Origin of the sequence: Huintestinicola butyrica (assembly GCF_025567215.1) — a bacterium.
In the GTDB taxonomy this organism is placed as follows: Bacteria; Bacillota; Clostridia; order Oscillospirales; family Ruminococcaceae; genus Huintestinicola; species Huintestinicola butyrica.
Genome location: NZ_JAOQKB010000010.1, coordinates 24,962 through 47,819, shown reverse-complemented (window position 1 = coordinate 47,819; position 22,858 = coordinate 24,962). Strand labels below are relative to the sequence as shown.

Genomic DNA, 22,858 nt, shown 5'->3' with positions numbered 1-22,858 from the left:
TGTTTTGAATGTGTTATAATAACATAAAAATCAGATATTGGAAGTGATAATATGGATAACGTAAACGAAGCTGTATCTTCGGATAAGCTGCTGGAGCAGATCTTTTCCATCACACAGAGCCTTTACACCGAGATGTCCCACCCCGATGACGACGCTTCAAATGACCATTCCGCTATTTTCCGCCTGCTGACGGATCTGGGCAGAACTCTCGTCAATGCCGACAGAGCAAGCTTCTGGAAATGGGATAAGCGTTCCCATGAGTTATGGACAACTGCCGCTGTGGGTACGGGCAGGATAACCATTCCCGAGGGCACAGGCCTTGTGGGCAAGGCTCTCGCAGAAAAGCGCACTATAGTGACCAACGACCCTTACAATCACCCTGATTTCAACTCAGATGTTGATAAGAAAACAGGATATGTTACAAAATCCATACTGGTAATGCCTATCTCCGACTGCAAGGGAGAGTTCATCGGCGCATATCAGGCTATAAACAAGCTGGATAATGACGGCAAGTTCGATGTTCAGGCAGATACAAAGCGTCTTTCACTGGCGGCATTCATCTGCGGCATTACTCTTGAATCGGAAACGTTCCTTGACGATTCCCAGCACGACAAGCTCACCGAGCTTAAAAACCGTATGGGCTTCTATAATGACTATAACAAGAATTATGTGAAGATACTTACCGACCCGGAAGCCGTAAGATGCGTTTCCCTTTTCATCTGCGACATAGATTTCTTTAAGAAAGTAAACGATACATACGGTCATAACGCAGGCGATGAGGTTCTGCGCCATGTGGCAGGCTATCTCAGAAGGAACGTGCGCATATGCGACGGCGTTTACCGCTGGGGCGGCGAGGAGTTCATCGTTATACTGCCCGATACAGGAGACGAAGAGGCGGCAGAGGCTGCCGAGAGGGTGCGTCAGGCAATAATGGATTCTGTCTGTCACTTTGAGGGCATGGACATAAAGGTGACCATGAGCTTCGGCGTAACTCAGCTTGACCCCATGAAGTCCATTGAGGACAATATCAAGACCGCTGACGAAAAGCTGTATAAGGCAAAGGAAAGCGGAAGAAATACTGTTATTCTTTAATAGTATCATAAGATATTTGAAAGGACTGCTGCAATCGTGGCAGTCTTTTTTTATTTGCAGTGGTACAAATAAAAAAACAGCACAAATAAGCACAAAGGAAAAGGTTTTATACTAATCTTCAATCGCTCTATAGGCAAAGCCGACAGATGAAATAAGACCAGTCAAGGAAAGCGACCGCAGGCGGGCTTGCCGCCCGGCAAGGGAGCTTGACGAAGAATGGGCTTATTTCAGCCGAGGATTTGTCTGTAGGTTGATTGAAGATTAGTATTAGGAAGTCCACATGAGGGCAGAGCCATCCGGTCGTCGCAGCCGCAGGCACGGGCAAACTATAATTCTGTTTTACCGATCCCACAAAACGCCCTCTCCCAATGTAATATTATTATGATTTTCCTGTGAAAAAGATTAAAATTTAATAAAATCATTGATTTTAGCATAAAACTATGATAATATAGTATTAAGGCAAAAGTCAGCCGACATAAACACCGGTACCGACAACGAAAGGAGTGAGCAGAGTAATGTACATCTTATGGATCATCGTGCTGATAACAGCAGTTCTGGCGGAAGCTGCAACCTGTGCCTTGGTCTCAGTATGGTTCGCACTGGGTGCACTGGCAGCCCTGATCGCAGTTGTCCTCGGAGCAGGCTTCGCAGTACAGCTGGCGGTATTCCTTGCCGTTTCTGTTATCACGCTGGCGGTCACAAGACCTGTTGTTAAAAAGATCATGCCCAAAAACACACCCACAAACGGCGAGCTTGACATCGGCAAAAAAGCAATAGTCATCGAAAAGATAGACCCCGAAGCAGGTACGGGCAGAGTACGCATCGAGGGCGTTGACTGGGGTGCAAAAACAGCCGACAGCTCAGTGATCGAAAAGGGCGAGACCGTGGTGGTAAAAGCCAAGGGCGCCGCATTCGTCACAGTCGCAAAAGAATAACCTAAACCAAAAGGAGAGCAGATATGGAATATTTAATTGCCATAATAATTTTTATCGTTGTAGTTATCATCATCTCGGGAATAAAGATTGTTCCCCAGGCTCAGGTGTACGTGGTTGAGCGTCTGGGCGCATTCTCGGGAGCACTTCACACAGGCCCCCACTACGTTATCCCCATCATCGACAAGGTGGTAAAGAAGGTCTCCATCAAGGAGCAGGTAGTTGACTTCAAGCCTCAGCCCGTTATCACCAAGGATAACGTTACAATGCAGATAGACACCGTCGTGTTCTTCACCGTTACCGACGCAAAGCTTTACACCTACGGCGTTGAAAGACCTCTTTCCGCTATCGAGAACCTTTCCGCAACCACACTCCGTAACATCATCGGCGAGATGGAGCTTGATGCTACACTCACCTCCAGAGATGTTATCAACACCAAGATAACCGCTATCCTCGACCAGGCTACCGACCGCTGGGGCATCAAGGTAAACAGAGTAGAGCTGAAGAATATCCTTCCTCCCCGTGAGATACAGGACGCAATGGAGAAGCAGATGAAGGCAGAGCGTGAGCGCCGTGAGAAGATCCTCCAGGCAGAGGGTGAAAAGAAGTCTCAGGTGCTTGTTGCAGAGGGTGAAAAGGAGTCCAAGATACTCCGTGCAGAGGCTGAAAAGCAGGCAGCTATCCTCCAGGCAGAGGCTCAGAAGCAGGCTATGATACTCCGTGCAGACGCTGTAAGACAGCAGAAGATACTCGAAGCAGAGGGTGAAGCTGAATCCATCAGAAACGTTCAGCAGGCTCTGGCTGATACTATCCGTCAGCTCAATGAAGCAAATCCTTCCCAGAGCGTTATCGCTATCAAGAGCCTGGAAGCCTTCCAGAAGGCAGCCGACGGCAAGGCAACAAAGATCATTATCCCCTCCGAGATACAGGGACTTGCAGGTCTTGCAACCTCTCTCAAGGAGCTTGTGGTAACAGATCAGAAGCCCGAAAGCAAGTAAAAACACTATCAAAAAAAGCGTGGCAGTTCATATGAGCTGTCACGCCTTTTTATTTATAATTATATAAATTCATATAAGTATGCCGTTGCAGTGGTCTGTCTCGTGCTGGATTATCTGGGCGGTAAAATCGGAAAAGGTCTTTATCCGCACCTGCATATCCTCGTTCTGATATTTCACCTTTATTTTCTTGTACCTTTTGCATTTTCTGGGGCCGCCAAGCAGAGAAAGGCAGCCCTCCTCAGTGTCGTATGGGTCGGACTGCTTTATTATTTCGGGGTTGAACATTATCATATATTCCCCGTCACTAACAAAGCAGATCATGCGCTTTTTCACGCCTATCATATTGGCAGCCATGCCCACGCACCGCTCCCTGTTGGCTTCCAGCGTGTCACGCAGGTCATTTGCTGTCTGTATATCGTTTCTGTCCGCCGTTTCCGACTTCTGAGCCAGAAATATGGGGTCGTGCATAAGTTCTTTTATCATAAAGCACCTCTCATATTATTTTATCGTGTCACCGAGCCTGTGATGTATTCATCAGTCTGAGCAAAATACCTTGTCCGCTCCCCCTCTTTAAGGTCAAATACAGTGCCTTCGGAGCTTTCGTCTCCCGCAAGATACAGCAGAGTGGGATACATATCATCATATGATACGGGAACGTCCGAAACATTCATTTTGTCAAAACTCTCTCCGCTGCGCTTTATCAGCAGGGTAGGATATTTACCCCAGTCGTTGTTTTTAAAGCCGTGGTCAGCCATGATGATTATGTCCGAATTGTCATAAACGCCGTTCTCACGAAGCTTTTCAAGATATACACAAAGTATCTTGTTGACAGCTTCCGCACACTCTTCCTCCGATACCTGTTCATCGCCGTGGTCGATAAGGTCCTTTGATGTAGTTCTTATGGGGTGAAGTCCGAACAGATATATGTACTTGAAGCATTTACTGTCGGTGTAAGTGACATCAGTTCCGATGGTGTTGTAAAAAGCCAGATTGTTATAGTCATAAACACGGTAATATGCGTCGGAGGAAGATGTCATTCTGTTGATGTCTGCGCCGCCAAGATGGAAAGGCTCTTTCAGTATCACAGGCATATATTTGTAAAAAGCAAGGCTGTATATGCACTTGTCCAGATTCATAAGATCCTTTGCACCAAAGCTGTATTCAACGCAGTTATCCGCATATTTCATAAATATATCATGGGAGAATATCTCCTTGGAAGCAAAGAGCTGCGTTATGTAGCCGTTTGAATCAAGGGTTCTAAACAAAGTGTCGTTGCTGAAATCCAGATCTGTATGACTGCCTGTGAATATGTTGGTTATGGACGGCGAGGAACCGCCGAATACTCCGATGGTGTTGCTGTAAAAGGTGAAATCCTTAAAGCCCTCCGCAGCCTGCGGGTCATTTTTCACCGCTTTCTCAAAGCAGAAAGAATCATATTCATCGGTGAGTATCAGGATAATGTTATGGTCAGTGGAAAACTCGTACTGGTCGTCCTGAGAAAGATAGTAGTCGTAATTATCCCCCGAAAGCATCTCGATAACTCTGCCGTCAACGTCATTTTCAGCCGCCTGCCAGCAGCCCAGGATAAGTACCAGCACTTCTATCGCCACAATAGCCAGCGACGATATATTCACAGCATTGGGGAAAATATCACGCTTAAATTTTTGTATCAGGTGCGGCACTGCGAGTATCACGAGCCAGATGAGCAGGTTTATTATGCAGCTCACCGCTCCCGCCCGCTGCTCGGTGCCGTCAAGCTGAGCGGAATTTATCTGCAGGAAATTTCCCTGTATGTAAAATGCCAGTCCCAGTCCCCAGACTACGCTTACCGCCGTGTAAAAATATTTTTCCTTAGTCTTGTAAAGCAGGAAAAACAGAATTGCAGTGACCGCAACGGTCAGCGGAGCAATGCCCCACAGCACATATTTCAGCGGAACGGAAATATCATTCATATTGCCCAGATATATCTCCAATGGGGCGAAAAACAGAATATTAAACGAAAAAAACAGCGCCGACGCAAAAGTGACAGTCTGTTTGGTGTTTTTTGATATAAGGCTATCCTCAGCCATAAGCTCACCTCCAAGTTGATAAGAACCATTATACCCCAAACGGCCGCAAAAAGCAAGTCCCTGCCCTTTTCATTCGTTATTGACAAATCCTGCGCACCATGGTATAATAAACTATATTATTATGCCGTCAGGAAAGAAACGAAAGGAAGTTATTACAATGCAGGATACAAGCACCTACGAATCCCCCTTCTGCACCAGATACGCAAGCAAGGAAATGCAGTATGTATTTTCAGCAGATAAAAAATTCACCACATGGAGACGTCTTTGGGTGGCTCTGGCAAGGGCTGAAATGAAGCTGGGTCTGAATGTTACTCAGGAGCAGGTAGATGAGCTGGAAGCAAACGTTGATAACATCGACTATGAGTGCGCAGCAGAGCGTGAGAAGCTCGTCCGCCACGACGTTATGGCTCATGTTTACACCTACGGAAAGGTTTGCCCCAAGGCAGCAGGCATCATTCACTTAGGCGCTACCTCCTGCTATGTTGGTGACAACACCGATATCATCGTTATGAGAGACGCTATGAACATCGTCCTCAAGAAGCTTGTTACCGTTATCTCCCAGCTTTCCGCATTTGCAGATAAGTACAAGGATATGCCCGCTCTGGCATACACCCACCTCCAGCCCGCACAGCTCACCACTGTGGGCAAGAGAGCTACTCTTTGGATAAATGAGCTGCTCATGGACCTTGACGAGCTTGAATACAGACTTAAGAACCTGAAGCTTCTCGGTTCCAAGGGAACCACAGGCACACAGGCTTCCTTCAAGGAGCTTTTCGAGGGCGACAGCACCAAGGTCAAGGAGCTTGAAAGAATGATCGCTGAGGAAATGGGCTTTGACGCTGTAGTTCCCGTTTCCGGTCAAACCTATTCCAGAAAGATAGACTCCCAGATAATCAGCACACTGGGCAACATTGCACAGTCTGCAATGAAGTTCGCAAACGATATGAGAATCCTCCAGAATTTCAAGGAGATGGAAGAGCCTTTCGAGAAGAACCAGATCGGTTCCTCCGCAATGCCTTATAAGAGAAACCCCATGCGCTGCGAGAGAATCACTGCGCTTGCAAGATATCTTATGATAGACACCCTTAACCCTGCATTCACCGCAGGTACACAGTGGTTCGAGAGAACTCTCGATGACTCAGCAAACAAGAGAATCTCCGTTGCAGAGGGATTCCTTGCAGCAGATGCTATCCTGAACATTATGATAAACGTAACCTCCGAGCTGGTAGTTTACCCCAAAGTGATCCGCCAGAGAATTATGAGAGAGCTTCCTTTCATGGCTTCCGAGAACATTATGATGGACGCTGTAAAGAGAGGCGGAAACCGTCAGGAGCTTCACGAGAAGATCCGTACCTACGCTATGGAAGCCGGCAAGCAGGTAAAGGAAGAGGGCCTGGAAAACGACCTTATCGAGCGTATCCTTGCCGATCCTTCCTTTGGTCTCAAGAGAGAGGATATCGAGGCTGTTCTGGTTCCCGAGAACTACACAGGCAGAAGCTCCGAGCAGGTTACAGAGTTCCTTGCTGAGTGCGTAAAGCCCGTACTTGACAAGTACAGCTCCATGACCCACGAGTCCGCTGAGATCAATGTCTGATCCGAAAAATACGATATATGACGATATAACGCAAAACGTCCGCACCAAATGATGCGGACGTTTTTATTTACATATTATCATGTCTATCTGCAAAAGCTCTTCTTCCGAAAAATCAGGCTTTTCGGTGCAGCGGGCATTTTCGGTTATCTGCTCGGGACAGCTTGCGCCGATTATCACCGTCGTGACCTCTTTGTGAGAGAGTATCCACGCCAGCGCCATCTGCGAAAGGGACTGTCCCCTTGCCTGAGCAATGCAGTTCAGCTGCCTGAGCTTTGATATCATCTTGTCATCAAGTTCCTCGCCTACCCATGTCTCACCCTTGCCCACCCTTGAATCAGCAGGAATGCCGTTCAGATACCTGTCGGAAAGGAAGCCTTGATAAAGGGGCGAAAAAACAGCCGTGCCAATGCCGATATCATCATTGACCCTCAGCACTTCTTCCGATTCCCTGTCAAGAACAGAAAAGGGCAGCTGATTTACAATAAACGGCGTGTGAAGCTCACGGAATATGGAAGCGATCTCCTCAGTCTGCCTGCCGTCATAGTTTGATATCCCCACATAAAGCGCCTTGCCGTCCTTTACCGCTTTGTCAAGAGCCAGCGCCGTCTCCTCTGCGGGAGTGTCAGGGTCGGCAATGTGGTGATAGAAAATATCCACATATTCAAGCCCCATTCTTTTAAGGCTGCCGTCCAGGGACGCAGTGAGATTTTTCGCCGAACCGTTCTTGTCGCCGTAAGGGCCGCTCCACATATAAAAGCCCGCCTTGGTGGAAATACACAGCTCATCACGATAGGCTCTCAGTCCTTTGTCAAGTATCCTGCCAAAATTCTCCTCAGCAGCCCCGTTGTCAGGGCTTCCGTAGCAGTTGGCCAGGTCAAAGCAGCATATACCGCAGTCAAAAGCGGTGTGAACCATCTTCTCCATGTTGTCAAATGGACTTTTTGAACCGAAATTCTTCCACAGCCCCAGCGACAAAGCGGACATTTTCAACCCGCTCTTCCCGCATCGGCGATATTCTGTTTTATCGTATCTTTTTTCGTTTGTGGTGTACATTAGCGCTCCATTCCCATAAATCATGTTTAACTTGCAAATAAGCCGACAGTTATGCTTTTAAAAGCTCTGTCGGCTTATGTACTATTTTTCCGTCAAAATCTCCACACTCTTCACCGCAATTTCCGTCCCCATCTCGCTGTCCGCAATCTTCTCCAGCACATCAATGCCCTCGAAAACCTGTCCGAAAACAGCATATTGACCAGCATAGTTGGGAACACCGCCATGCTCATAAAAAGCATGACGCACCTCGGGCATCTCGCCCTCCTCTGCGGAAAGATACTCCTTGTCCTCATCGGTGTACTGCACCGTGTTTATGAAAACAATGTCTCCCCCGTCAGTCATGCACAGCGCACCCTTAAAGGGCCATAGATTCTTGTGAAGCTCCGCCTTGTATGTGCCGTCTACCTCGGGAGCGTCAAGAGTAAATACGCTCTTCTGCTCGTAAAGCCCCGCTGTAAGCCCATTATATCCGCCGCTCTCGGCAGTGCTGACAAAAAGGCTCACCGCATTGGGCGCTTCATCGGGGTACAATACCGCCTTCATATCCCCCACGTCGGTGGATATGAGAGCCACCTGCGCCCCGTCGCCCACAGGCTCAAACTGGATAAGCTCAATGTTGTCGTAATTCTCCACAGGGTCGGGAGCCGCCTTGTTCATCTCCGTGAATGCGTTTATCAGCATAAATATGGTAATAGCTGCGATCACGAAGAAAAAGAACCCGAAAACATACTTTTTTCTTATCTTTATGGTCTTTGTCTGCATATCACACCATTACTTCTTGGTTATCTTAGTGCCCTGACGGGTCTCCTCGATAACATAGCCCAGCTCAGCTATCTTGTCTCTGAGAGAATCCGCAAGAGCAAAATCCTTTGCCTTTCTTGCTTCCTTTCTCTGCTCCGCAAGCGCCTTTATCTCCTCGGGGATATCATCATCGGCAGACTCATTCTTTGCGCTGAGCTTCTTTGCATGGTCGATAATTCCAAGGGAAAGTACCTTGTCAAACTCGCCGATAAGCGCAAGCTTTGTAGCCGCAGTGGTGTCAGCCTTGAGAACATCATAGACCGCAGTAACTGCCAGAGAGGTGTTCAGGTCATTGTCAAGAGCCGCAGTAAAGCCCTTCATCAGCTCGTCATAAGCTGCCTTGTCGATCTCGCCCTGAGTCTCGGCAAGAAGACGTGCCACCCTTGCTATCAGCTTGTCATATGCACCTGCCGCATTGTCAAGATTCTCGTAAGAGAATACCAGCGACTTGCGGTAATGGGACTGGAGGCAGAAGAATCTGTAAACCATAGGGTCATATCCCTTTTCTTTAAGCAGGGAAACGGTAAGAAACTCACCCTTGGACTTGCTCATCTTGCCGTGATTGGTGTTAAGATGATGAACATGGAACCAGTAGTTGCACCACTTGTGACCCAGATAAGCTTCACTCTGAGCTATCTCGTTGGTGTGGTGAGGGAATGCGTTGTCAATACCGCCGCAGTGAAGGTCAAGATATTCACCAAGATGCTTCATGCTGATGCAGGAGCATTCAATGTGCCAGCCGGGATATCCCACACCCCAGGGGCTTTCCCATTTAAGCTCCTGATCGTCAAACTTGGACTTTGTGAACCAGAGAACAAAGTCAGCCTTGTTTCTCTTGTTGCCGTCCTCGTCAACACCCTCACGGACAGCAACAGCCAGGTCTTCCTCGTTGAAGTCGCCGAAAACATAGTATTCCTTCAGCTTTGAGGTGTCGAAATAAATGTTTCCGCCTGCCTCATATGCGTAGCCCTTTTCAATAAGAGCGGAAATTACCTTTATAAAATCGGGAATGCAGTGAGTAGCAGGCTCAACCACATCGGGGGTCTTGATGTTTAGCTCTGCGCAGTCCGCAAAGAAAGCCTTGGTGTAAAAATCAGCTATCTCCATAACGGTCTTGTGCTCACGCTTTGCGCCCTTGAGCATCTTGTCATCGCCTGTGTCGCCGTCACTGGTAAGATGTCCGACATCGGTGATGTTCATAACTCTCTTAACGTCCAGACCTGTGAAGCGGAGGTACTTTTCAAGAACGTCCTCCATGATGTAGCTTCTCAGGTTGCCTATGTGCGCATAGTGATATACTGTAGGGCCGCAGGTGTACATGGAAACCTTGCCTGGGGTGTTGGGGATAAATTCTTCCTTTTTATGGCTCAGTGAATTATAGATCTGCATTTTTATTCTTCCTTTCAAATTACGTAATCGTCATAATCATCGCTTCTGAAACCGCAGCCGCAGTCCAGATTGGGTTCGTCCTTTGGAGCGGGAGTGATGCCCGCCTTCTTTTCCAGCTGGCTGAGACGAACGTCCATCTTGCACAGTTCCTGAGCAACAGGGTCGGGAATGTGTACCTGGTCAAGATCGGTGGTGGGTTTGCCGTTGCAGCGTGCTATCCTTGCGGGAACGCCGACAGCCGTGCAGTTGTCGGGAATGGCTTCCAGCACAACAGCATTTGCGGCTATCTTTACATTGTTGCCCACCTTAAAGGGGCCAAGCACCCTTGCGCCTGCGCCGACCATAACATTGTTGCCCAGTGTCGGGTGACGCTTTCCTCTGTCCTTGCCCGTACCGCCAAGGGTAACACCCTGGTATATAAGGCAGTTGTCGCCTATCTCGGTGGTCTCGCCGATAACAACGCCCATGCCGTGATCAATGAACAGACCCTTGCCTATCTTTGCGCCCGGGTGGATCTCAATGCCTGTGATAAACCTTGCCGCCTGAGATATAACTCTTGCGGTAAGGAACATTTTCTTCTTATAGAAATAATGGGATACACGGTAAGCCGCCACCGCATGAAGTCCCGAGTAAGTGAGGATTATCTCCACGGTGTTCTTAGCCGCAGGGTCTCTCTGCTTGACGGATTCGATGTCCGCCTTAAAATGCTTTATAAGCTCATCAAAACTGCTCATATCGTTCCTCCTGTAACCTGTAAAATGCAGGGATAATATTATTATATGAAGGCAAGCGTGCATATGATATGCCTGCAACAAAAAAGCCGCCTTCAGAAATATCTGAAGGCGGCGAAAAGCCACGGTCCCACTTCAATTCGGCAGCAAGCTGCCCTTATATACCGCCGAAGCGATATCATTCTGTAACGGGAACACCCGCAGCGGGATACACACTATAATTTGTTGTGATATAACACAACAAACGCTTCCCCCGCCAAGCTGACGAACGCACTTCACCGCCCGCACCTGCGCCCTCGCACCGAACGGACGCTCTCTGAAAAGTGACAAAACGGCTACTCTGAACGCTTAGCCTTTGAAATATTGATATTATTATACCACGTCCATCTTTAAAAAGCAATAGCAATTTTTTTAATTTTCCGCCTGCTTTTCAAATTTGTAGAGGCGAACGTCCATATAATGCTCTCTCTGCTGTGTGCAGTAAGTCGCCTTATATCCCGAGATATCCTCAAAATAGTCTATGATATAATCGTAGGTAAGGGCATTGGAATTTTCATCTGTTTTCTTTTCGGCGATCTTGTTGGTATCGAACAGAACATAAAAGTCCTCGCCGTTTTCATAAAGCTTTTTGTATTCATCTGCATGAGCCTCAAACTCGCAGTTAACATATGGGGTTATATAATCATTGTTCGTATCTGCAAGCATAGTGCAGTAACAGGGCAGGAAAATCGGGGAGCTTACCAGAACAACACAGTTCTGCCCCTTTACATAGCTGCTTACAGTGCCGTTTTCAGGCGAGTCGCTCAACACATATGTAGGCGTGATCCTTACATTCTGATAAACCAGCAGCGCCGCCAGAGCAACACATATAACAGGCGTGCATATCTTCTTTGAGATATGTGTTCCGATGACATATATCCAGCTGATAAAAACGCCTATGACCAGCGGCAGGAATATGTAAAAATAACGTACCGAGTCCAGCTCCAGGTCATAGATATATACCTTGCGGACAACTATCTCAAATACCAGCACAGATGCCGCAAATATCATTATGGGGCTGAGGTCTGCCTTTTTAAAGTTTGTCCATAAAGTACGCAGAGCATTTTTGCATTTTTCCGCAATGGGAATGAACCACTTTTCTTTTCTGCACACAAAGCACGCCGCAGCCAATACTACCAGTACGCACAGAATTATGGCAATGACATCTGCATAATAATTCATTTCAAAGAAATTCATTATGTAGCCGGTCATGTTCCTTACAATTACCCTGAGATACTGATATCTCTGTATAGCAGGGTCTATCTCGCCTGACCAGTGCATTTCCGTGGAGAACATATGGGCAATGGTCGCAGGGAATGCCGCAATGGAAAGTCCCACGCCCACAGCCGCAGAACCGCCGTATGCAAAGCAGTCCTTAACACGCTTTTTTATCAGCAGTACAACGCACTGAATGAGCGTGTACATAAACGCAAACACAAGGAAATTATGCTGAGTAAGCGCTCCGAGGAACGTCGTCAGTCCCACAAAAATAAACTGCTTCAGCGGGATTTTCCCCTCAGCCGTAAGTACGGTCTGGCTGAAATATGCGTACATCACCGCAAACATGGTGAGCATCATATACATTCGCAGGAAATACACATTGGACTGCCCGCCCAGCGAAAGCCCCCAGTAAATGCAGACAATGACACCCGCCAGCTGTGACTTTGCAAATCTTGAGAAAAACTTGTACAAAAATACCTGTGTCACCGCAAAGCAGAAAAGGTTTATCCCGAATGCCCACCACCAAGAGAACTGATCGGGAAAAAAGGAGCAGATGGTGTGAAGTACAGCGTAATACAGCGGCGGATGAGTGTCTGCCGCCTGATTTTTCCACACAGTATCATACGAAAATCTTGACTCTTCATTCGTCTCAATATAATACTTGAAGTCATTGCCCGTCATCCATACATTGTAGTTATCAGGCACCTGAAAAGCGCTTCCGTAAAGATATACCCTGTTCTGGCTGTTTGCCAGTCCATAGGAAAAATATTCGTCCTCATGGTGAGCTGTGTTGTTTACCGCAAAGCTCACTGACAGAAAAATGAGCTGTGCAATTACAACTATGATGAAGATTATGTTATATACCGAAAATTTCCGCTTCTTTAATGTCTCTTCCATATCCTCACCTTTTCTTCTTTGCGGAAAATCTGAGGCGGAACGCAGTGGTGATGCTGTCCTTTACAGTCCTGAGCACTCTCATCTTGCTTTCGCCCAGCTTGTTGTCATATCTCAGCTCAAATGGCACTTCGTCAAATTTTGCACCTACAAGAGAAAGCTTGTACAGCACTTCCATCATGCAGGAGAATGTTTTCATCTCAACAAACCTGTCGCCGTAAACCCCTCTTGCTTTTTTGATTATCTCATAGGTATATACTCTGTATCCGCAGGTGTAGTCCTTTACATTCTTAACATGGAGCACAGCAGTATAGAACACTCTTGCACCGTCACTGAGGAAAAGTCTTATTCCCGGAACGCCCTTTACCGAAGAGCTTTGACAGTATCTTGAAGCAATGACCACATCAGCGCCTGCCTTTATCTTTTCCACCATGGACTTGATGTAAACAGGGTCATGAGTGTTGTCGCCGTCCATAAGAACACAAAGATCGCCCTCGGAGCATTCCTTCTGGAACGCAGTGAACGCAGTGTTTACGCCGCCGCCAAGATTAAGGTTCTTTTCGTGCCTTATCACCTTTACATTATCGTACTTTTCGGCATAGCTGCTGATGATATCATATGTATTGTCTGTGCTGCGGTCATCAATTCCCACAACAGTCAGCTCATATCCCATACCTCTGAGCACCTCTGCCTGACCAAGCCACTTTTCTATAAGAGCGGCAATATTTTCCGACTCATTGTAGCAGGGAAGCATTGCATATATCTTATTCATCTGTATATCTCCTTTTATTTGTTATCCTTATTGTCCCTGGGAGTGACCTTTGCATACAGGAATTTTCTTACTCCGTAAAGCACAAAAAACGATACCGCCAACGAAGCGACCTTTGAAACCGTGTAGCCTATGCTCTTGCCCACAACGCCGTCAAGGAGCCTGCATACGCCCCATACAACACCGTTCTGAATGAACATACCCAGCAGGAACGTGGAAATATATATAACAACAGTCCTTATATCCACAGACCTGTTAAAAACCTTTTTGGTAACACATACATAATGTATAGCCGAGCCGATAAGGATACCTGCCGTGTTTGATATCACTTCCGACAGGTGCAGCAGATTTATGAGCAGCAGCCCTATGCACAGCTCAATAACTGCCGTTCCGCAGGAAATGATAAAATACTTTATCACCTGCAAATATTTTTCAATAAGCGATCTTATTTTTTCCATATCATTCCCCAGCCCCGAAACGCTCGCAGATAATATCCGCTATTCTCTTGGAGGCAAAGCCGTCACCGTAAGGATTGCTGCGGTTTATCATATCATTATATTCTTCCCTGTTGTTAAGAAGCTCCGTGCAGGCATTGTAGATATTTTCCTCAGATGTTCCGATAAGCTTCAGAACTCCTGCCTCCACGCCCTCCTGACGCTCTGTGGTATCTCTCAGCACAAGAACGGGCTTGTTGAGAGAGGGTGCTTCCTCCTGTATTCCACCGCTATCCGTAAGGATTATGTAGGACTTGTCCATGATATTGTGGAAATCTATGGCATTGAGAGGGTCACACAGCTTTATCCTGTCGCAGCTGCCCAGCTCTTCCCTGGCAATGCTCCTTACCGCAGGATTAAGATGAACGGGATAAATAGCCTTCACATCGGGATTTTCGTTCACCAGCCTGAGAATGGCACGGAATATCCTGCGCATAGGCTCGCCGATATTTTCACGTCTGTGCGCAGTGATAAGAAGTATCCTTGAATCGCCTGCCCAGTCCAGCAGCTCATGCCTGTAATCGGGGCTTACAGTTGTTTTCAGCGCATCAATGCCCGTGTTTCCCGTAACAAAGATGTTGGCCGGATCCTTTTTCTCATTAAGAAGATTCTGACGTGCAAACTCAGTGGGAGCAAAGTTCAGCTCGGATATAAGGCTTATAGCCTCACGGTTGAACTCCTCGGGATATGGCGAGAAAATATTGTAAGTCCTCAGTCCCGCTTCAACATGACCCACCTTTATGCCCGAATAGAAACAGGCAAGAGCAGTTACAAAAGCAGTGGAAGTATCGCCGTGAACAAGAACAAGGTCAGGCTTTTCCTTTGCAAGCACTTCCTTGATGGACGTAAGCACGGCAGTGGTTATATCAAAAAGGTCCTGACCCTTTTTCATTATCCCCAGGTCATATTCGGGAGTAATTTTGAAAATATCAAGCACCTGCCGGAGCATTTCCTTGTGCTGACCCGTAACGCATACCACTGTTTCAATATTTTTTCTTGATTTAAGTTCATTTACAAGGGGGCACATCTTTATAGCCTCAGGCCTTGTACCGAACACGCACATTACCTTCAAATCATTCACCCTTTACTGTATTACCGTTTATTTCCGTAAAATAACATTATGTAATTTCTTTAGTAAAATAAAGTTAATATAATTATATAGCATTACAACCGCTTTGTCAATGAATTTTTAAATCCGAGACCTATAACTTTACGCTCGCTGTTAAAGATACAGCACCCCATTATACACCTTTGATTTATATCACAGTCAACAACCCACCTGTTTATCCGCTTTGCACTTTTGTACACATTCCCCATAAATCCCCCGAAAATTTCTCCCCCGTATTTTCCCTGACGATTGACATAAGCGCCCAAAAATATTATAATAAATATGTATAATTTTTTAGCTCTTTTATCGGGCTGTGAAAGGAATGATCCTGACATGAAGGAACATAACTCACAGACATATCATAAGACCTGCGGATATGACAAAATAAAATCAATGATGAAGCTCCTCGCCTGCACGGTTTCTGCCGCACTCTGCCTGTCAATGAGCGCAGCAGCGTATGCCGAAGCAGATGTTGACGGTATCCAAACAACTATCGGGGAAGCAATATCCACCGAGGCAGCCGAATCTCCATACGACAGCGCATTGACAGACGATATCTATGCCTCGGCTACAGGAACACTGAACATCAGCGGCACGCAGAACTATACATATGCCTCACAGGTAATTACCCTGCTCAACGAGCAGCGTGTGAATAACGGCCTCTCCCCCCTCACCGCCGACAGCACCCTTACCGCTGCCGCAATGCAGAGAGCTGCCGAAACAGTCATATATTTCAGCCATACCCGTCCCAACGGAAGCCGCTGCTTCACCGCCTTTGACGGCGGCTGGAGAGGTGAGAACATCGCCGCAGGTCAGGCAGACCCCGACGAAGTAATAACAGGCTGGATGAACTCCACAGGTCACCGTGAAAATATCCTCAAAGCAAACTACACCAGCGTGGGCGTAGGCTGCTTCAATTATAAGGGCATCAACTTCTGGGTGCAGTGCTTCAGCGATATCACAGCCGACGGCGCCGTGAAAACGGGAACAGCGTCCGCCACAGCCGCCGTCAGCGCTTCAACGGACTATATAAATATGAGCGGCAAGCTGGCAGAAAACACCTTCTCTTCCGCTGGCGAGACCACAATATTCACCGTCAGCAACAATAACGTGGGCTGGACATATATAACCGCCACCGTTGACAGCTCCTCATTCAACTATTCATCAAGTTCCTCCGCCGCAAAGGTGGATTCAGCAGGAAATGTCACCGTAGCAGGCGGCGGAACAGCCATTATCACCGCAGCCACCAAAAAGGGAAGCCTTTCCGTTTCCGATACCCTTACCTCTACCGCTCCCAGCCTGACGCCCTCCATAACAAGCATAACCGCAGGCAGCGGCAAGGTCGATCTCAGCTGGAGCTCCGTTTCGGGCGCAGCAAACTACGCAGTTTATTACACCGCAAACGGAAAATGGTATAACGCAGGAACCACCACCGCCCTTAAAATGACCGTCAGCGGTCTTACAGGCGGCACAAGATACGGCTTTGCTGTCAAGGCATATTTAAACGGCACATGGACATCGGTCTCCTCCTCGGATATCGTCTATGCCACACCCACAGCCGCCGTTGAAAAGCCCAAGATAACCAAGGCAGAGGGTCAGGACGGTCAGGTCGCCCTCAACTGGACTGCCGTTTCGGGCGCAACAAATTACGCAGTTTATACTTATCTCAACGGCACATGGTCAGTCGCAGGCTACAGAACAGCCACAGGTATGTATGTAAGGAACCTTGCCAACGGCACAAAGTACGGCTTCGCAGTAAAAGCATACGTTAACGGCACCTGGTCATCGGTATCCTCTTCCGATATCGTATATGCCACACCCGTCAGCGCAGCAGCAAAGCCCGTTATCACCAAGGCTCAGGGTCAGAACGGTCGTGTAGCCCTTAACTGGACTGCCGTAAACGGTGCAACCAATTACGCAGTTTACACCTACCTTAACGGCAAGTGGTCAGTAGCAGGCTACAGAACCGCAACAGGTATGTACGTAACAGGTCTTACAAACGGCACAAAGTATGGCTTCGCAGTCAAGGCGTACGTAAACGGCGCATGGACAAACATCACAAGCGCCGATATCGTTTATGCAACTCCCACCGCCGCAAAGTCCGACCTTATGGATACCGATTTTGATGATTTCAGCTTTCTTGAAGAAAACGGCATTGATTTCGTTGACGTAGCTCCAACCGTAAGATGAAATATTGTATTATCTCCAACGGTCAACACGTAACACACAATTAACCATAAAACAAAATAACGGAACGTTTTTCTCAGGGTGAGTAAAAGCGTTCCGTTATTTTTGTTGTTCCATTTCATTCATAAGAGACGATATAAGCCTTTTATCACGCTCCGAAAGCCTGCTGTAAGCATTAAGAAGCTCCGACTGCTCCTTTGAAAGTGCCGGACACATTCCCATTTTATTGTCCGTTCTCTCCGCAATATAATCAAGGCTCACATTGTAATAATCCGCAAGCATTATCGCACGTTCAAAGGATATTTCGCTTTTTCCCTTTTCATAAACCGCATAATACTGATAACAGGTACCGAGATAATCTGCAATTTCCTTTTGTGTCTTGTCGCTGTCCTCCCTCAGGTCTTTTATTCTTTTATAAAATGCCATTTGCTTATCCTCTTTTTCATTGGTATTTGATATATTATAACATATTTCATGGATTATACTTGACAAATCCAATATATTACATTATAATATATTTAAATCCAATATATATATTGGGTATAGATATAACATAATTGAGAAAAATTTAGTTTCATAAAGCTATAACACAGAATCAAAAAATACAACCTTTTTTTCATTGTGATATAATGGCATTGAAAGCAGAAATTTCATTTTAGGATATGATTTCCAATAAAAAATTGGAAATTTATATACATTAAAACAAAAAGGATGGTTGATGAAAATGAAATTCAAAAAAATCGTATCTGTGCTTGCAGCTGCGGCTGTAGTCTCCTCCTGCATACCGTCGGCATATGCAGACGACCCGTCGCTTATTTTCCCCGATACGCTCTTAGGTGAATATACTGACAGTCTCTCATTCTCCGAAGCAGCCCCCACGGAAGATGAAACTGATACAGAGATTCCGGAAGCTAACTGGCATATGGGAAGTGAAACGGATTTATCAAGTTCAATATACCCAAATGATAGTGCTGCATTTATATATGAATATACAGGAACCAGTCCGTATTTACAGATTCCAACCACATTAAAAGGCTATAATGTAGGAATTATCGGTGCATCAGCATTTACCGACAAAACGCTGCTTTCAGGTGTAATATTTCCAAACACTGTAACAAGTATATATGATGGCAATGTAACTGAGGATGCTTCAGATTGCAGATATTGGCGTTATAAAACCGGTCCCGGTGCATTTAAAAACTGCACAAGCCTTTCCTATGTTAAGTTATCCTCAAACCTTACCAATATAGGAAATTATGCTTTTTACAACTGCTATTCCCTCAACAGCATAAGCATTCCGGGCAAAGTTACTCGTATAGGCTCTTATGCTTTCCAGAACTGCAGTGGCTTGCAAAGCCTCAGTATCCCCGACAACGTTACACAGGTCGAAGCATATGCCTTTGCCAACTGCTCGGGTATCCGCTCATTAAGGCTTTCAAATAATATGACTAAAATATCCTCTTCTGCATTCTACGGCTGCTCCGGTCTTACAAGCGTTACTATACCCTCACGAGTAACATCTATCGGCGATTATGCTTTTTCAAACTGCTATAATCTCAGCAGTATCACTATCCCCTCAAACGTTACATCAATAAGCGACACCGCATTTTCAAACTGCTATAATCTGACTATTTACTGCACACGAGGTTCGTATGCAGAGCGCTATGCAAGAAGCTACGGCATAAATTACAGATACATCGCCAAGCCCGTTATCACCAAAGCGCAGGGACAGAACGGTCAGGTAGCCCTGAACTGGACAGCTGTAAGCGGCGCAACAAATTATGCAGTTTATTACACCGTAGGCGGCAAATGGTATAACGCAGGCACAAGAACTACCAACGGAATGTATGTAAGAAACCTCCGCAACGGTACAAGATACGGCTTCGCAGTAAAGGCATACGTCAACGGCAGCTGGTCAGGAGTAACAAGCGCCGATATCGTGTATGCAACCCCGTCAGCAAGCGGCACAACCACCGCAAAGCCGAGAATAACAAAGGTAGTGCCCCAGAACGGACAGGTCGCTCTTAACTGGACAAATGTATCGGGCGCAACCCAGTATGCAGTATATTACACCGTAAACGGAAGATGGACACTGGCGGGCAAGAGAACGACCAACGGTATGTACGTAAGGAACCTCAGCAATTACGTAATGTACGGCTTTGCCGTTAAGGCTTATGTAAACGGCTCATGGACAAGCGTATCATCATCTGATATTGTTTACGCCGCTCCCACCGCTGCCAAGGGTGAGTATATAGAAAATGGCTTCAACGATCTCACCTACCTCGAAGAAAACGGCATTGATTTCGTTGACGTAGCCCCTACCGTAAGATAACATAGCCCCATCATCGGATACCGTCCAAAACGGTATCCGATTTTTTATTGATTGACAAAACCCCATAAACACTGTATAATTTAAATATGATGAAAAGCCGCCCTGCGGCGGTATAATTGTATAAGTTGAAAGGAATGTATAATAATGAAAGTTGTAGGCGTAATTCCCGCAAGATATAAGTCATCACGTTTCCCCGGCAAGCCCCTTGCCGATATATGCGGCAAGCCAATGATATGGTGGGTGCACCGCCAGCTGAGCATGGCAAAGGGCATCGACGAGGTATATGTTGCCACCGATGACGACAAGATTCGTGAGACCTGCGAGTCACTGGGCATCAAGGTTGTCATGACCTCCGACAGCTGCCCCACTCACCTTGAAAGACTTTATGAGTTCTCCACCAAGGTAGATGCGGATTTCTACATCAACGTAAACGGCGACGAACCCCTTATCGAGTCCAGCTGCATCGAGGACCTTATCCCCCATGACGTTGACCCCGACTCCAGCTATGTTGCAAACGGCATGATGATCCTCAGAGACCCCATCGACGCTATCGACAGCTCCAAGATAAAAATAGCCGTTGATATGATGGGCTACGGAATGTACATGGCAAGAAGCCCTATCCCCTTCCCCAAAGCAAAATCTACCTATCAGCTCAAAAAGTTCGTGGGCGTTCAGTGCTTCACCAAAAAGTCCCTTAAATTCGTAAACGACACCAAGCGTGGCGAGATCGAGAGCATTGAGGATATCGACGAATTCCGCTTCCTCGAAAACGGCCACAAGATAAAGTTCATTCTTACCGAAGCAACGACCCTTTCCGTTGATACCCACAAGGATCTCGACAAGGTAAACAAGATCATCGCCGAAAAGATAAATAACGGAGAAATTGTTTTATGATAAGTATTCTTGACTGCACCCTCCGTGACGGAGGCTACATCAATGATTTCAATTTTGGCAGGAAGTGTATCTCCGAGATAATCTCCAGTCTTGCACAGGCAAAGATAGAGATAATCGAGTGCGGCTTCCTGAAAAGCGGAGCAAATGACCCCGATAAGTCCCTTTTCGGCAGCGTCAGCGCCATTGCAATGCACCTGCCGGATAATAAGGACGGCACAATGTACGTGGCAATGATAGCCTACGGCGATATCCCTATCGAGGAAATAGAGCCGTATGACGGCACGTCCATCTCAGGCATACGTCTCACATTCCACGAGCAGGATATCGACAGAGCCTTTGACTTTGCAAACCGGCTCTCCGATAAGGGCTATAAGGTGTTCATTCAGCCCGTTGGAACCGCTACCTATACTGATAAAGCCCTCCTTGACCTTATCGAAAAGGTCAACACCATGCACCCCTTCGCATTCTATCTGGTGGATACACTGGGAACCATGTATAAGAACAACCTCCTGAGAATGTTCTATCTGGTGGATAATAACCTTGCACCCGATGTAAGAGTGGGCTTCCATTCCCATAATAACCTCCAGCTTTCATTCTCAAACGCACAGGAGCTTATCGGACTTAATTCCAAACGAAATATTATCATCGACTCCTCCGTGTTCGGCATGGGAAGAGGTGCGGGAAACCTCTGCACCGAGCTGCTGACCCAGTATATCAACGAAAACACCTGCGAAAAGTATGATATCATACCCATTCTGGAAATAATGGACGAGCATATCCTGCCCGTTTATTCAAGAAAAACATGGGGCTATTCCGCCCCCTATTACCTTGCCGCAGTAAACGGCTGCCACCCCAATTACGCTTCATACCTGATGAATAAGCAGTCCCTCTGCATTCGTGATATCAGCGCCATAATCAAAAGACTGCCCGCCGATAAAAAGCACCTTTACAATAAGGAGCTTATCACCGAGCTGTACCTTGATTATCAGGAGCACAACATCGACGACAGCAAGGCGATAGAAGAAATAGCAGCTCTCTGCAAGGGCAGGAAGATACTCATTCTTGCCCCCGGAAAAACTCTGCTTACCCATAAGGAACAGATACAGCAGTATATCGATGATAACTCCCCCATTATTTTCAGCATAAACCATATTCCCAGATATCACCGCTGCGACAGGGTTTTCGTCAGCAACCTGAAGCGTTTCAAGGGCATTGATGACGCAGTTTCCGCCATGGACGGACGTGTTATCCTCACTTCCAACATCGCCGCAGGCGGCAGCGTATGCACCGTAAACTACTCGGAATATCTTATCGACAACGACATCATCTCCGATAACTCAGGCCTCATGCTGCTGAATATCCTGAAAAAAGCAGGCGTGACCGAAGCCGCCCTTGCAGGCTATGACGGATTTGACGTTACCTCCGAAAAGAACTATTTCGATGAAAAAATGATGAGCGTGGACGATACTGAAAAGCACGTCCTCATGAACAGAGCCATCAGGGAATACCTTGCAAAGCTCCGCAGCTCAATGAAAATAAGCTTCATCACCCCCTCGCTGTACGAAGAGGAGACACCGGATGAATAACTATAAGCTCATCATATTCGACCTTGACGGCACACTTGCCGATACCTCTCCCGGAATACTCAACAGCATAAGATACGCCCAAAAAATGATGCACCTGCCCGAGATAACCTTGGAGCAGATGTATTCCCACGTAGGTCCACCCATGGACGAATCCTACGCACGCAATTTCGGACTTTCCGGCGACAGGCTCAGACAGGCGGTAGAATATCATAAGGAGTACGCCGTAAAACAAGGCTATAAGGAAATAGATCTGTACCCCCACATCACCGACCTGCTGGACAAGCTTAGGGCACAGGGCAAGCTCACCGCAGTAGCCACCCTGAAAGCCCACCAGACAGCAGTGAAAATATTCGATACATTCGGTCTCTCCGATAAGTTCGATATCGTAACGGGAGTGGATACCAAGGCTCCAAAAACCAAAGCCCAGCTTCTGGAGTACTGCCTTGAAAAGAGCGGCTGCGATAAGTCGCAAGCCGTGCTCATAGGCGACAGCAAATACGACGCCATAGGCGCAAAGGAAGCGGGCATCGACTTCATAGCCGTGACCTACGGCTTCGGCTTCAAAACCGTGGAAGATGCAAAAGAGTTTCCCTGCTGTGCAGTATGTGATGATGTAATGCAGATAGAAAAATTTCTTTGCGAATAATACTGATCACCAATAAAACTATAGACAAA

Annotated in this window: 20 protein-coding genes; 9 read left to right on the top strand and 11 right to left on the bottom strand. The window is 46.8% G+C overall.

Annotated elements, in window-relative coordinates; all coding sequences use genetic code 11:
• Positions 1 to 51: 51 nt before the first annotated feature.
• The 3 genes from OCV68_RS10710 (at position 52) to OCV68_RS10700 (ending at position 3,022) form a co-directional block, all read left to right on the top strand.
• Positions 52 to 1,092: a sensor domain-containing diguanylate cyclase gene (locus OCV68_RS10710; protein WP_262572558.1), complete on the top strand. Its 1,041-nt coding sequence runs from the start codon at positions 52 to 54 to the stop codon at positions 1,090 to 1,092.
• Between the two features lie 515 nt (positions 1,093 to 1,607).
• Positions 1,608 to 2,027: an NfeD family protein gene (locus OCV68_RS10705; protein WP_147622566.1), complete on the top strand. Its 420-nt coding sequence runs from the start codon at positions 1,608 to 1,610 to the stop codon at positions 2,025 to 2,027.
• 23 nt (positions 2,028 to 2,050) lie between these two features.
• Positions 2,051 to 3,022 carry an SPFH domain-containing protein gene (locus tag OCV68_RS10700; RefSeq protein WP_022474949.1) on the top strand — a complete coding sequence of 324 codons (972 nt, stop codon included), beginning with the start codon at positions 2,051 to 2,053 and terminating at the stop codon, positions 3,020 to 3,022.
• Between the two features lie 69 nt (positions 3,023 to 3,091).
• Here OCV68_RS10700 and OCV68_RS10695 read toward each other — a convergent pair whose 3' ends face one another.
• Positions 3,092 to 3,505: a peptide deformylase gene (locus OCV68_RS10695; RefSeq protein ID WP_147622568.1), complete on the bottom strand. Its 414-nt coding sequence runs from the start codon at positions 3,503 to 3,505 to the stop codon at positions 3,092 to 3,094.
• Between the two features lie 20 nt (positions 3,506 to 3,525).
• Positions 3,526 to 5,091, bottom strand: coding sequence for an alkaline phosphatase family protein (locus OCV68_RS10690; protein WP_262572554.1), 1,566 nt, complete (start codon positions 5,089 to 5,091; stop codon positions 3,526 to 3,528).
• Positions 5,092 to 5,248: 157 nt separating this feature from the next.
• On the opposite strand from OCV68_RS10690, the gene purB reads away from it, so the two are divergent.
• Complete coding sequence (gene purB / locus OCV68_RS10685) at positions 5,249 to 6,685, top strand: adenylosuccinate lyase (protein WP_022474952.1); 1,437 nt, start codon at positions 5,249 to 5,251, stop codon at positions 6,683 to 6,685.
• A 63-nt stretch (positions 6,686 to 6,748) separates the two neighbouring features.
• Here the strand turns inward: purB and OCV68_RS10680 are convergent, their stop codons facing one another.
• From OCV68_RS10680 to wecB, 8 genes are all read right to left on the bottom strand, one after another.
• A complete protein-coding gene (locus tag OCV68_RS10680; protein WP_262572552.1) occupies positions 6,749 to 7,738 on the bottom strand; it encodes an aldo/keto reductase in 990 nt (329 codons plus the stop codon).
• Positions 7,739 to 7,819: 81 nt separating this feature from the next.
• On the bottom strand, positions 7,820 to 8,500 hold the full coding sequence (locus OCV68_RS10675) for a peptidylprolyl isomerase (protein ID WP_262572550.1): 681 nt from the start codon (positions 8,498 to 8,500) through the stop codon (positions 7,820 to 7,822).
• A gap of 9 nt (positions 8,501 to 8,509) precedes the next feature.
• Positions 8,510 to 9,928, bottom strand: coding sequence for a cysteine--tRNA ligase (gene cysS / locus OCV68_RS10670; protein WP_262572547.1), 1,419 nt, complete (start codon positions 9,926 to 9,928; stop codon positions 8,510 to 8,512).
• Between the two features lie 14 nt (positions 9,929 to 9,942).
• Positions 9,943 to 10,662, bottom strand: coding sequence for a serine O-acetyltransferase EpsC (epsC, locus tag OCV68_RS10665; RefSeq protein ID WP_022474956.1), 720 nt, complete (start codon positions 10,660 to 10,662; stop codon positions 9,943 to 9,945).
• A 408-nt stretch (positions 10,663 to 11,070) separates the two neighbouring features.
• Entirely contained in the window at positions 11,071 to 12,816 is a 1,746-nt protein-coding gene (locus OCV68_RS10660) for a glucosyltransferase domain-containing protein (RefSeq protein WP_262572545.1), read from the bottom strand.
• A 4-nt stretch (positions 12,817 to 12,820) separates the two neighbouring features.
• Entirely contained in the window at positions 12,821 to 13,585 is a 765-nt protein-coding gene (locus tag OCV68_RS10655) for a glycosyltransferase family 2 protein (protein ID WP_262572543.1), read from the bottom strand.
• 14 nt (positions 13,586 to 13,599) lie between these two features.
• On the bottom strand, positions 13,600 to 14,040 hold the full coding sequence (locus OCV68_RS10650) for a GtrA family protein (protein ID WP_262572542.1): 441 nt from the start codon (positions 14,038 to 14,040) through the stop codon (positions 13,600 to 13,602).
• Between the two features lies 1 nt (position 14,041).
• Positions 14,042 to 15,139 carry a non-hydrolyzing UDP-N-acetylglucosamine 2-epimerase gene (wecB, locus tag OCV68_RS10645; protein WP_262572627.1) on the bottom strand — a complete coding sequence of 366 codons (1,098 nt, stop codon included), beginning with the start codon at positions 15,137 to 15,139 and terminating at the stop codon, positions 14,042 to 14,044.
• A 378-nt stretch (positions 15,140 to 15,517) separates the two neighbouring features.
• Here wecB and OCV68_RS10640 point away from each other — a divergent pair, with 378 nt between their 5' ends.
• Positions 15,518 to 17,374 carry a CAP domain-containing protein gene (locus OCV68_RS10640; protein ID WP_262572540.1) on the top strand — a complete coding sequence of 619 codons (1,857 nt, stop codon included), beginning with the start codon at positions 15,518 to 15,520 and terminating at the stop codon, positions 17,372 to 17,374.
• A 96-nt stretch (positions 17,375 to 17,470) separates the two neighbouring features.
• Here OCV68_RS10640 and OCV68_RS14690 read toward each other — a convergent pair whose 3' ends face one another.
• Positions 17,471 to 17,797 (bottom strand): helix-turn-helix domain-containing protein, encoded by a 327-nt coding sequence (locus OCV68_RS14690; protein WP_317259213.1) that lies wholly within the window; start codon positions 17,795 to 17,797, stop codon positions 17,471 to 17,473.
• Positions 17,798 to 18,095: 298 nt separating this feature from the next.
• Between OCV68_RS14690 and OCV68_RS10630 the strand changes: the two genes are divergently transcribed.
• From OCV68_RS10630 to OCV68_RS10615, 4 genes are all read left to right on the top strand, one after another.
• A complete protein-coding gene (locus OCV68_RS10630; RefSeq protein ID WP_262572538.1) occupies positions 18,096 to 19,703 on the top strand; it encodes a leucine-rich repeat domain-containing protein in 1,608 nt (535 codons plus the stop codon).
• Between the two features lie 144 nt (positions 19,704 to 19,847).
• Positions 19,848 to 20,597: a 3-deoxy-manno-octulosonate cytidylyltransferase gene (locus tag OCV68_RS10625; RefSeq protein WP_022474965.1), complete on the top strand. Its 750-nt coding sequence runs from the start codon at positions 19,848 to 19,850 to the stop codon at positions 20,595 to 20,597.
• Entirely contained in the window at positions 20,594 to 22,183 is a 1,590-nt protein-coding gene (locus OCV68_RS10620) for an aldolase catalytic domain-containing protein (protein WP_262572535.1), read from the top strand. Before OCV68_RS10625 ends, OCV68_RS10620 begins: the two co-directional genes overlap by 4 nt.
• Complete coding sequence (locus tag OCV68_RS10615) at positions 22,176 to 22,829, top strand: HAD family hydrolase (RefSeq protein WP_262572533.1); 654 nt, start codon at positions 22,176 to 22,178, stop codon at positions 22,827 to 22,829. The genes OCV68_RS10620 and OCV68_RS10615 overlap by 8 nt, the downstream gene beginning before the upstream one ends.
• The last annotated feature ends 29 nt before the right edge of the window (positions 22,830 to 22,858 follow it).

What these genes read in the sequence shown, in the direction of transcription:
- OCV68_RS10710 (WP_262572558.1), top strand. Translation starts at nt 52, where the DNA reads ATGGATAACGTAAACGAAGCTGTATCTTCGGATAAGCTGCTGGAGCAG.
- OCV68_RS10705 (WP_147622566.1), top strand. Translation starts at nt 1,608, where the DNA reads ATGTACATCTTATGGATCATCGTGCTGATAACAGCAGTTCTGGCGGAA.
- OCV68_RS10700 (WP_022474949.1), top strand. Translation starts at nt 2,051, where the DNA reads ATGGAATATTTAATTGCCATAATAATTTTTATCGTTGTAGTTATCATC.
- OCV68_RS10695 (WP_147622568.1), bottom strand. Translation starts at nt 3,505, where the DNA reads ATGATAAAAGAACTTATGCACGACCCCATATTTCTGGCTCAGAAGTCG.
- OCV68_RS10690 (WP_262572554.1), bottom strand. Translation starts at nt 5,091, where the DNA reads ATGGCTGAGGATAGCCTTATATCAAAAAACACCAAACAGACTGTCACT.
- purB (WP_022474952.1), top strand. Translation starts at nt 5,249, where the DNA reads ATGCAGGATACAAGCACCTACGAATCCCCCTTCTGCACCAGATACGCA.
- OCV68_RS10680 (WP_262572552.1), bottom strand. Translation starts at nt 7,738, where the DNA reads ATGTACACCACAAACGAAAAAAGATACGATAAAACAGAATATCGCCGA.
- OCV68_RS10675 (WP_262572550.1), bottom strand. Translation starts at nt 8,500, where the DNA reads ATGCAGACAAAGACCATAAAGATAAGAAAAAAGTATGTTTTCGGGTTC.
- cysS (WP_262572547.1), bottom strand. Translation starts at nt 9,928, where the DNA reads ATGCAGATCTATAATTCACTGAGCCATAAAAAGGAAGAATTTATCCCC.
- epsC (WP_022474956.1), bottom strand. Translation starts at nt 10,662, where the DNA reads ATGAGCAGTTTTGATGAGCTTATAAAGCATTTTAAGGCGGACATCGAA.
- OCV68_RS10660 (WP_262572545.1), bottom strand. Translation starts at nt 12,816, where the DNA reads ATGGAAGAGACATTAAAGAAGCGGAAATTTTCGGTATATAACATAATC.
- OCV68_RS10655 (WP_262572543.1), bottom strand. Translation starts at nt 13,585, where the DNA reads ATGAATAAGATATATGCAATGCTTCCCTGCTACAATGAGTCGGAAAAT.
- OCV68_RS10650 (WP_262572542.1), bottom strand. Translation starts at nt 14,040, where the DNA reads ATGGAAAAAATAAGATCGCTTATTGAAAAATATTTGCAGGTGATAAAG.
- wecB (WP_262572627.1), bottom strand. Translation starts at nt 15,139, where the DNA reads ATGTGCGTGTTCGGTACAAGGCCTGAGGCTATAAAGATGTGCCCCCTT.
- OCV68_RS10640 (WP_262572540.1), top strand. Translation starts at nt 15,518, where the DNA reads ATGAAGGAACATAACTCACAGACATATCATAAGACCTGCGGATATGAC.
- OCV68_RS14690 (WP_317259213.1), bottom strand. Translation starts at nt 17,797, where the DNA reads ATGGCATTTTATAAAAGAATAAAAGACCTGAGGGAGGACAGCGACAAG.
- OCV68_RS10630 (WP_262572538.1), top strand. Translation starts at nt 18,096, where the DNA reads ATGAAATTCAAAAAAATCGTATCTGTGCTTGCAGCTGCGGCTGTAGTC.
- OCV68_RS10625 (WP_022474965.1), top strand. Translation starts at nt 19,848, where the DNA reads ATGAAAGTTGTAGGCGTAATTCCCGCAAGATATAAGTCATCACGTTTC.
- OCV68_RS10620 (WP_262572535.1), top strand. Translation starts at nt 20,594, where the DNA reads ATGATAAGTATTCTTGACTGCACCCTCCGTGACGGAGGCTACATCAAT.
- OCV68_RS10615 (WP_262572533.1), top strand. Translation starts at nt 22,176, where the DNA reads ATGAATAACTATAAGCTCATCATATTCGACCTTGACGGCACACTTGCC.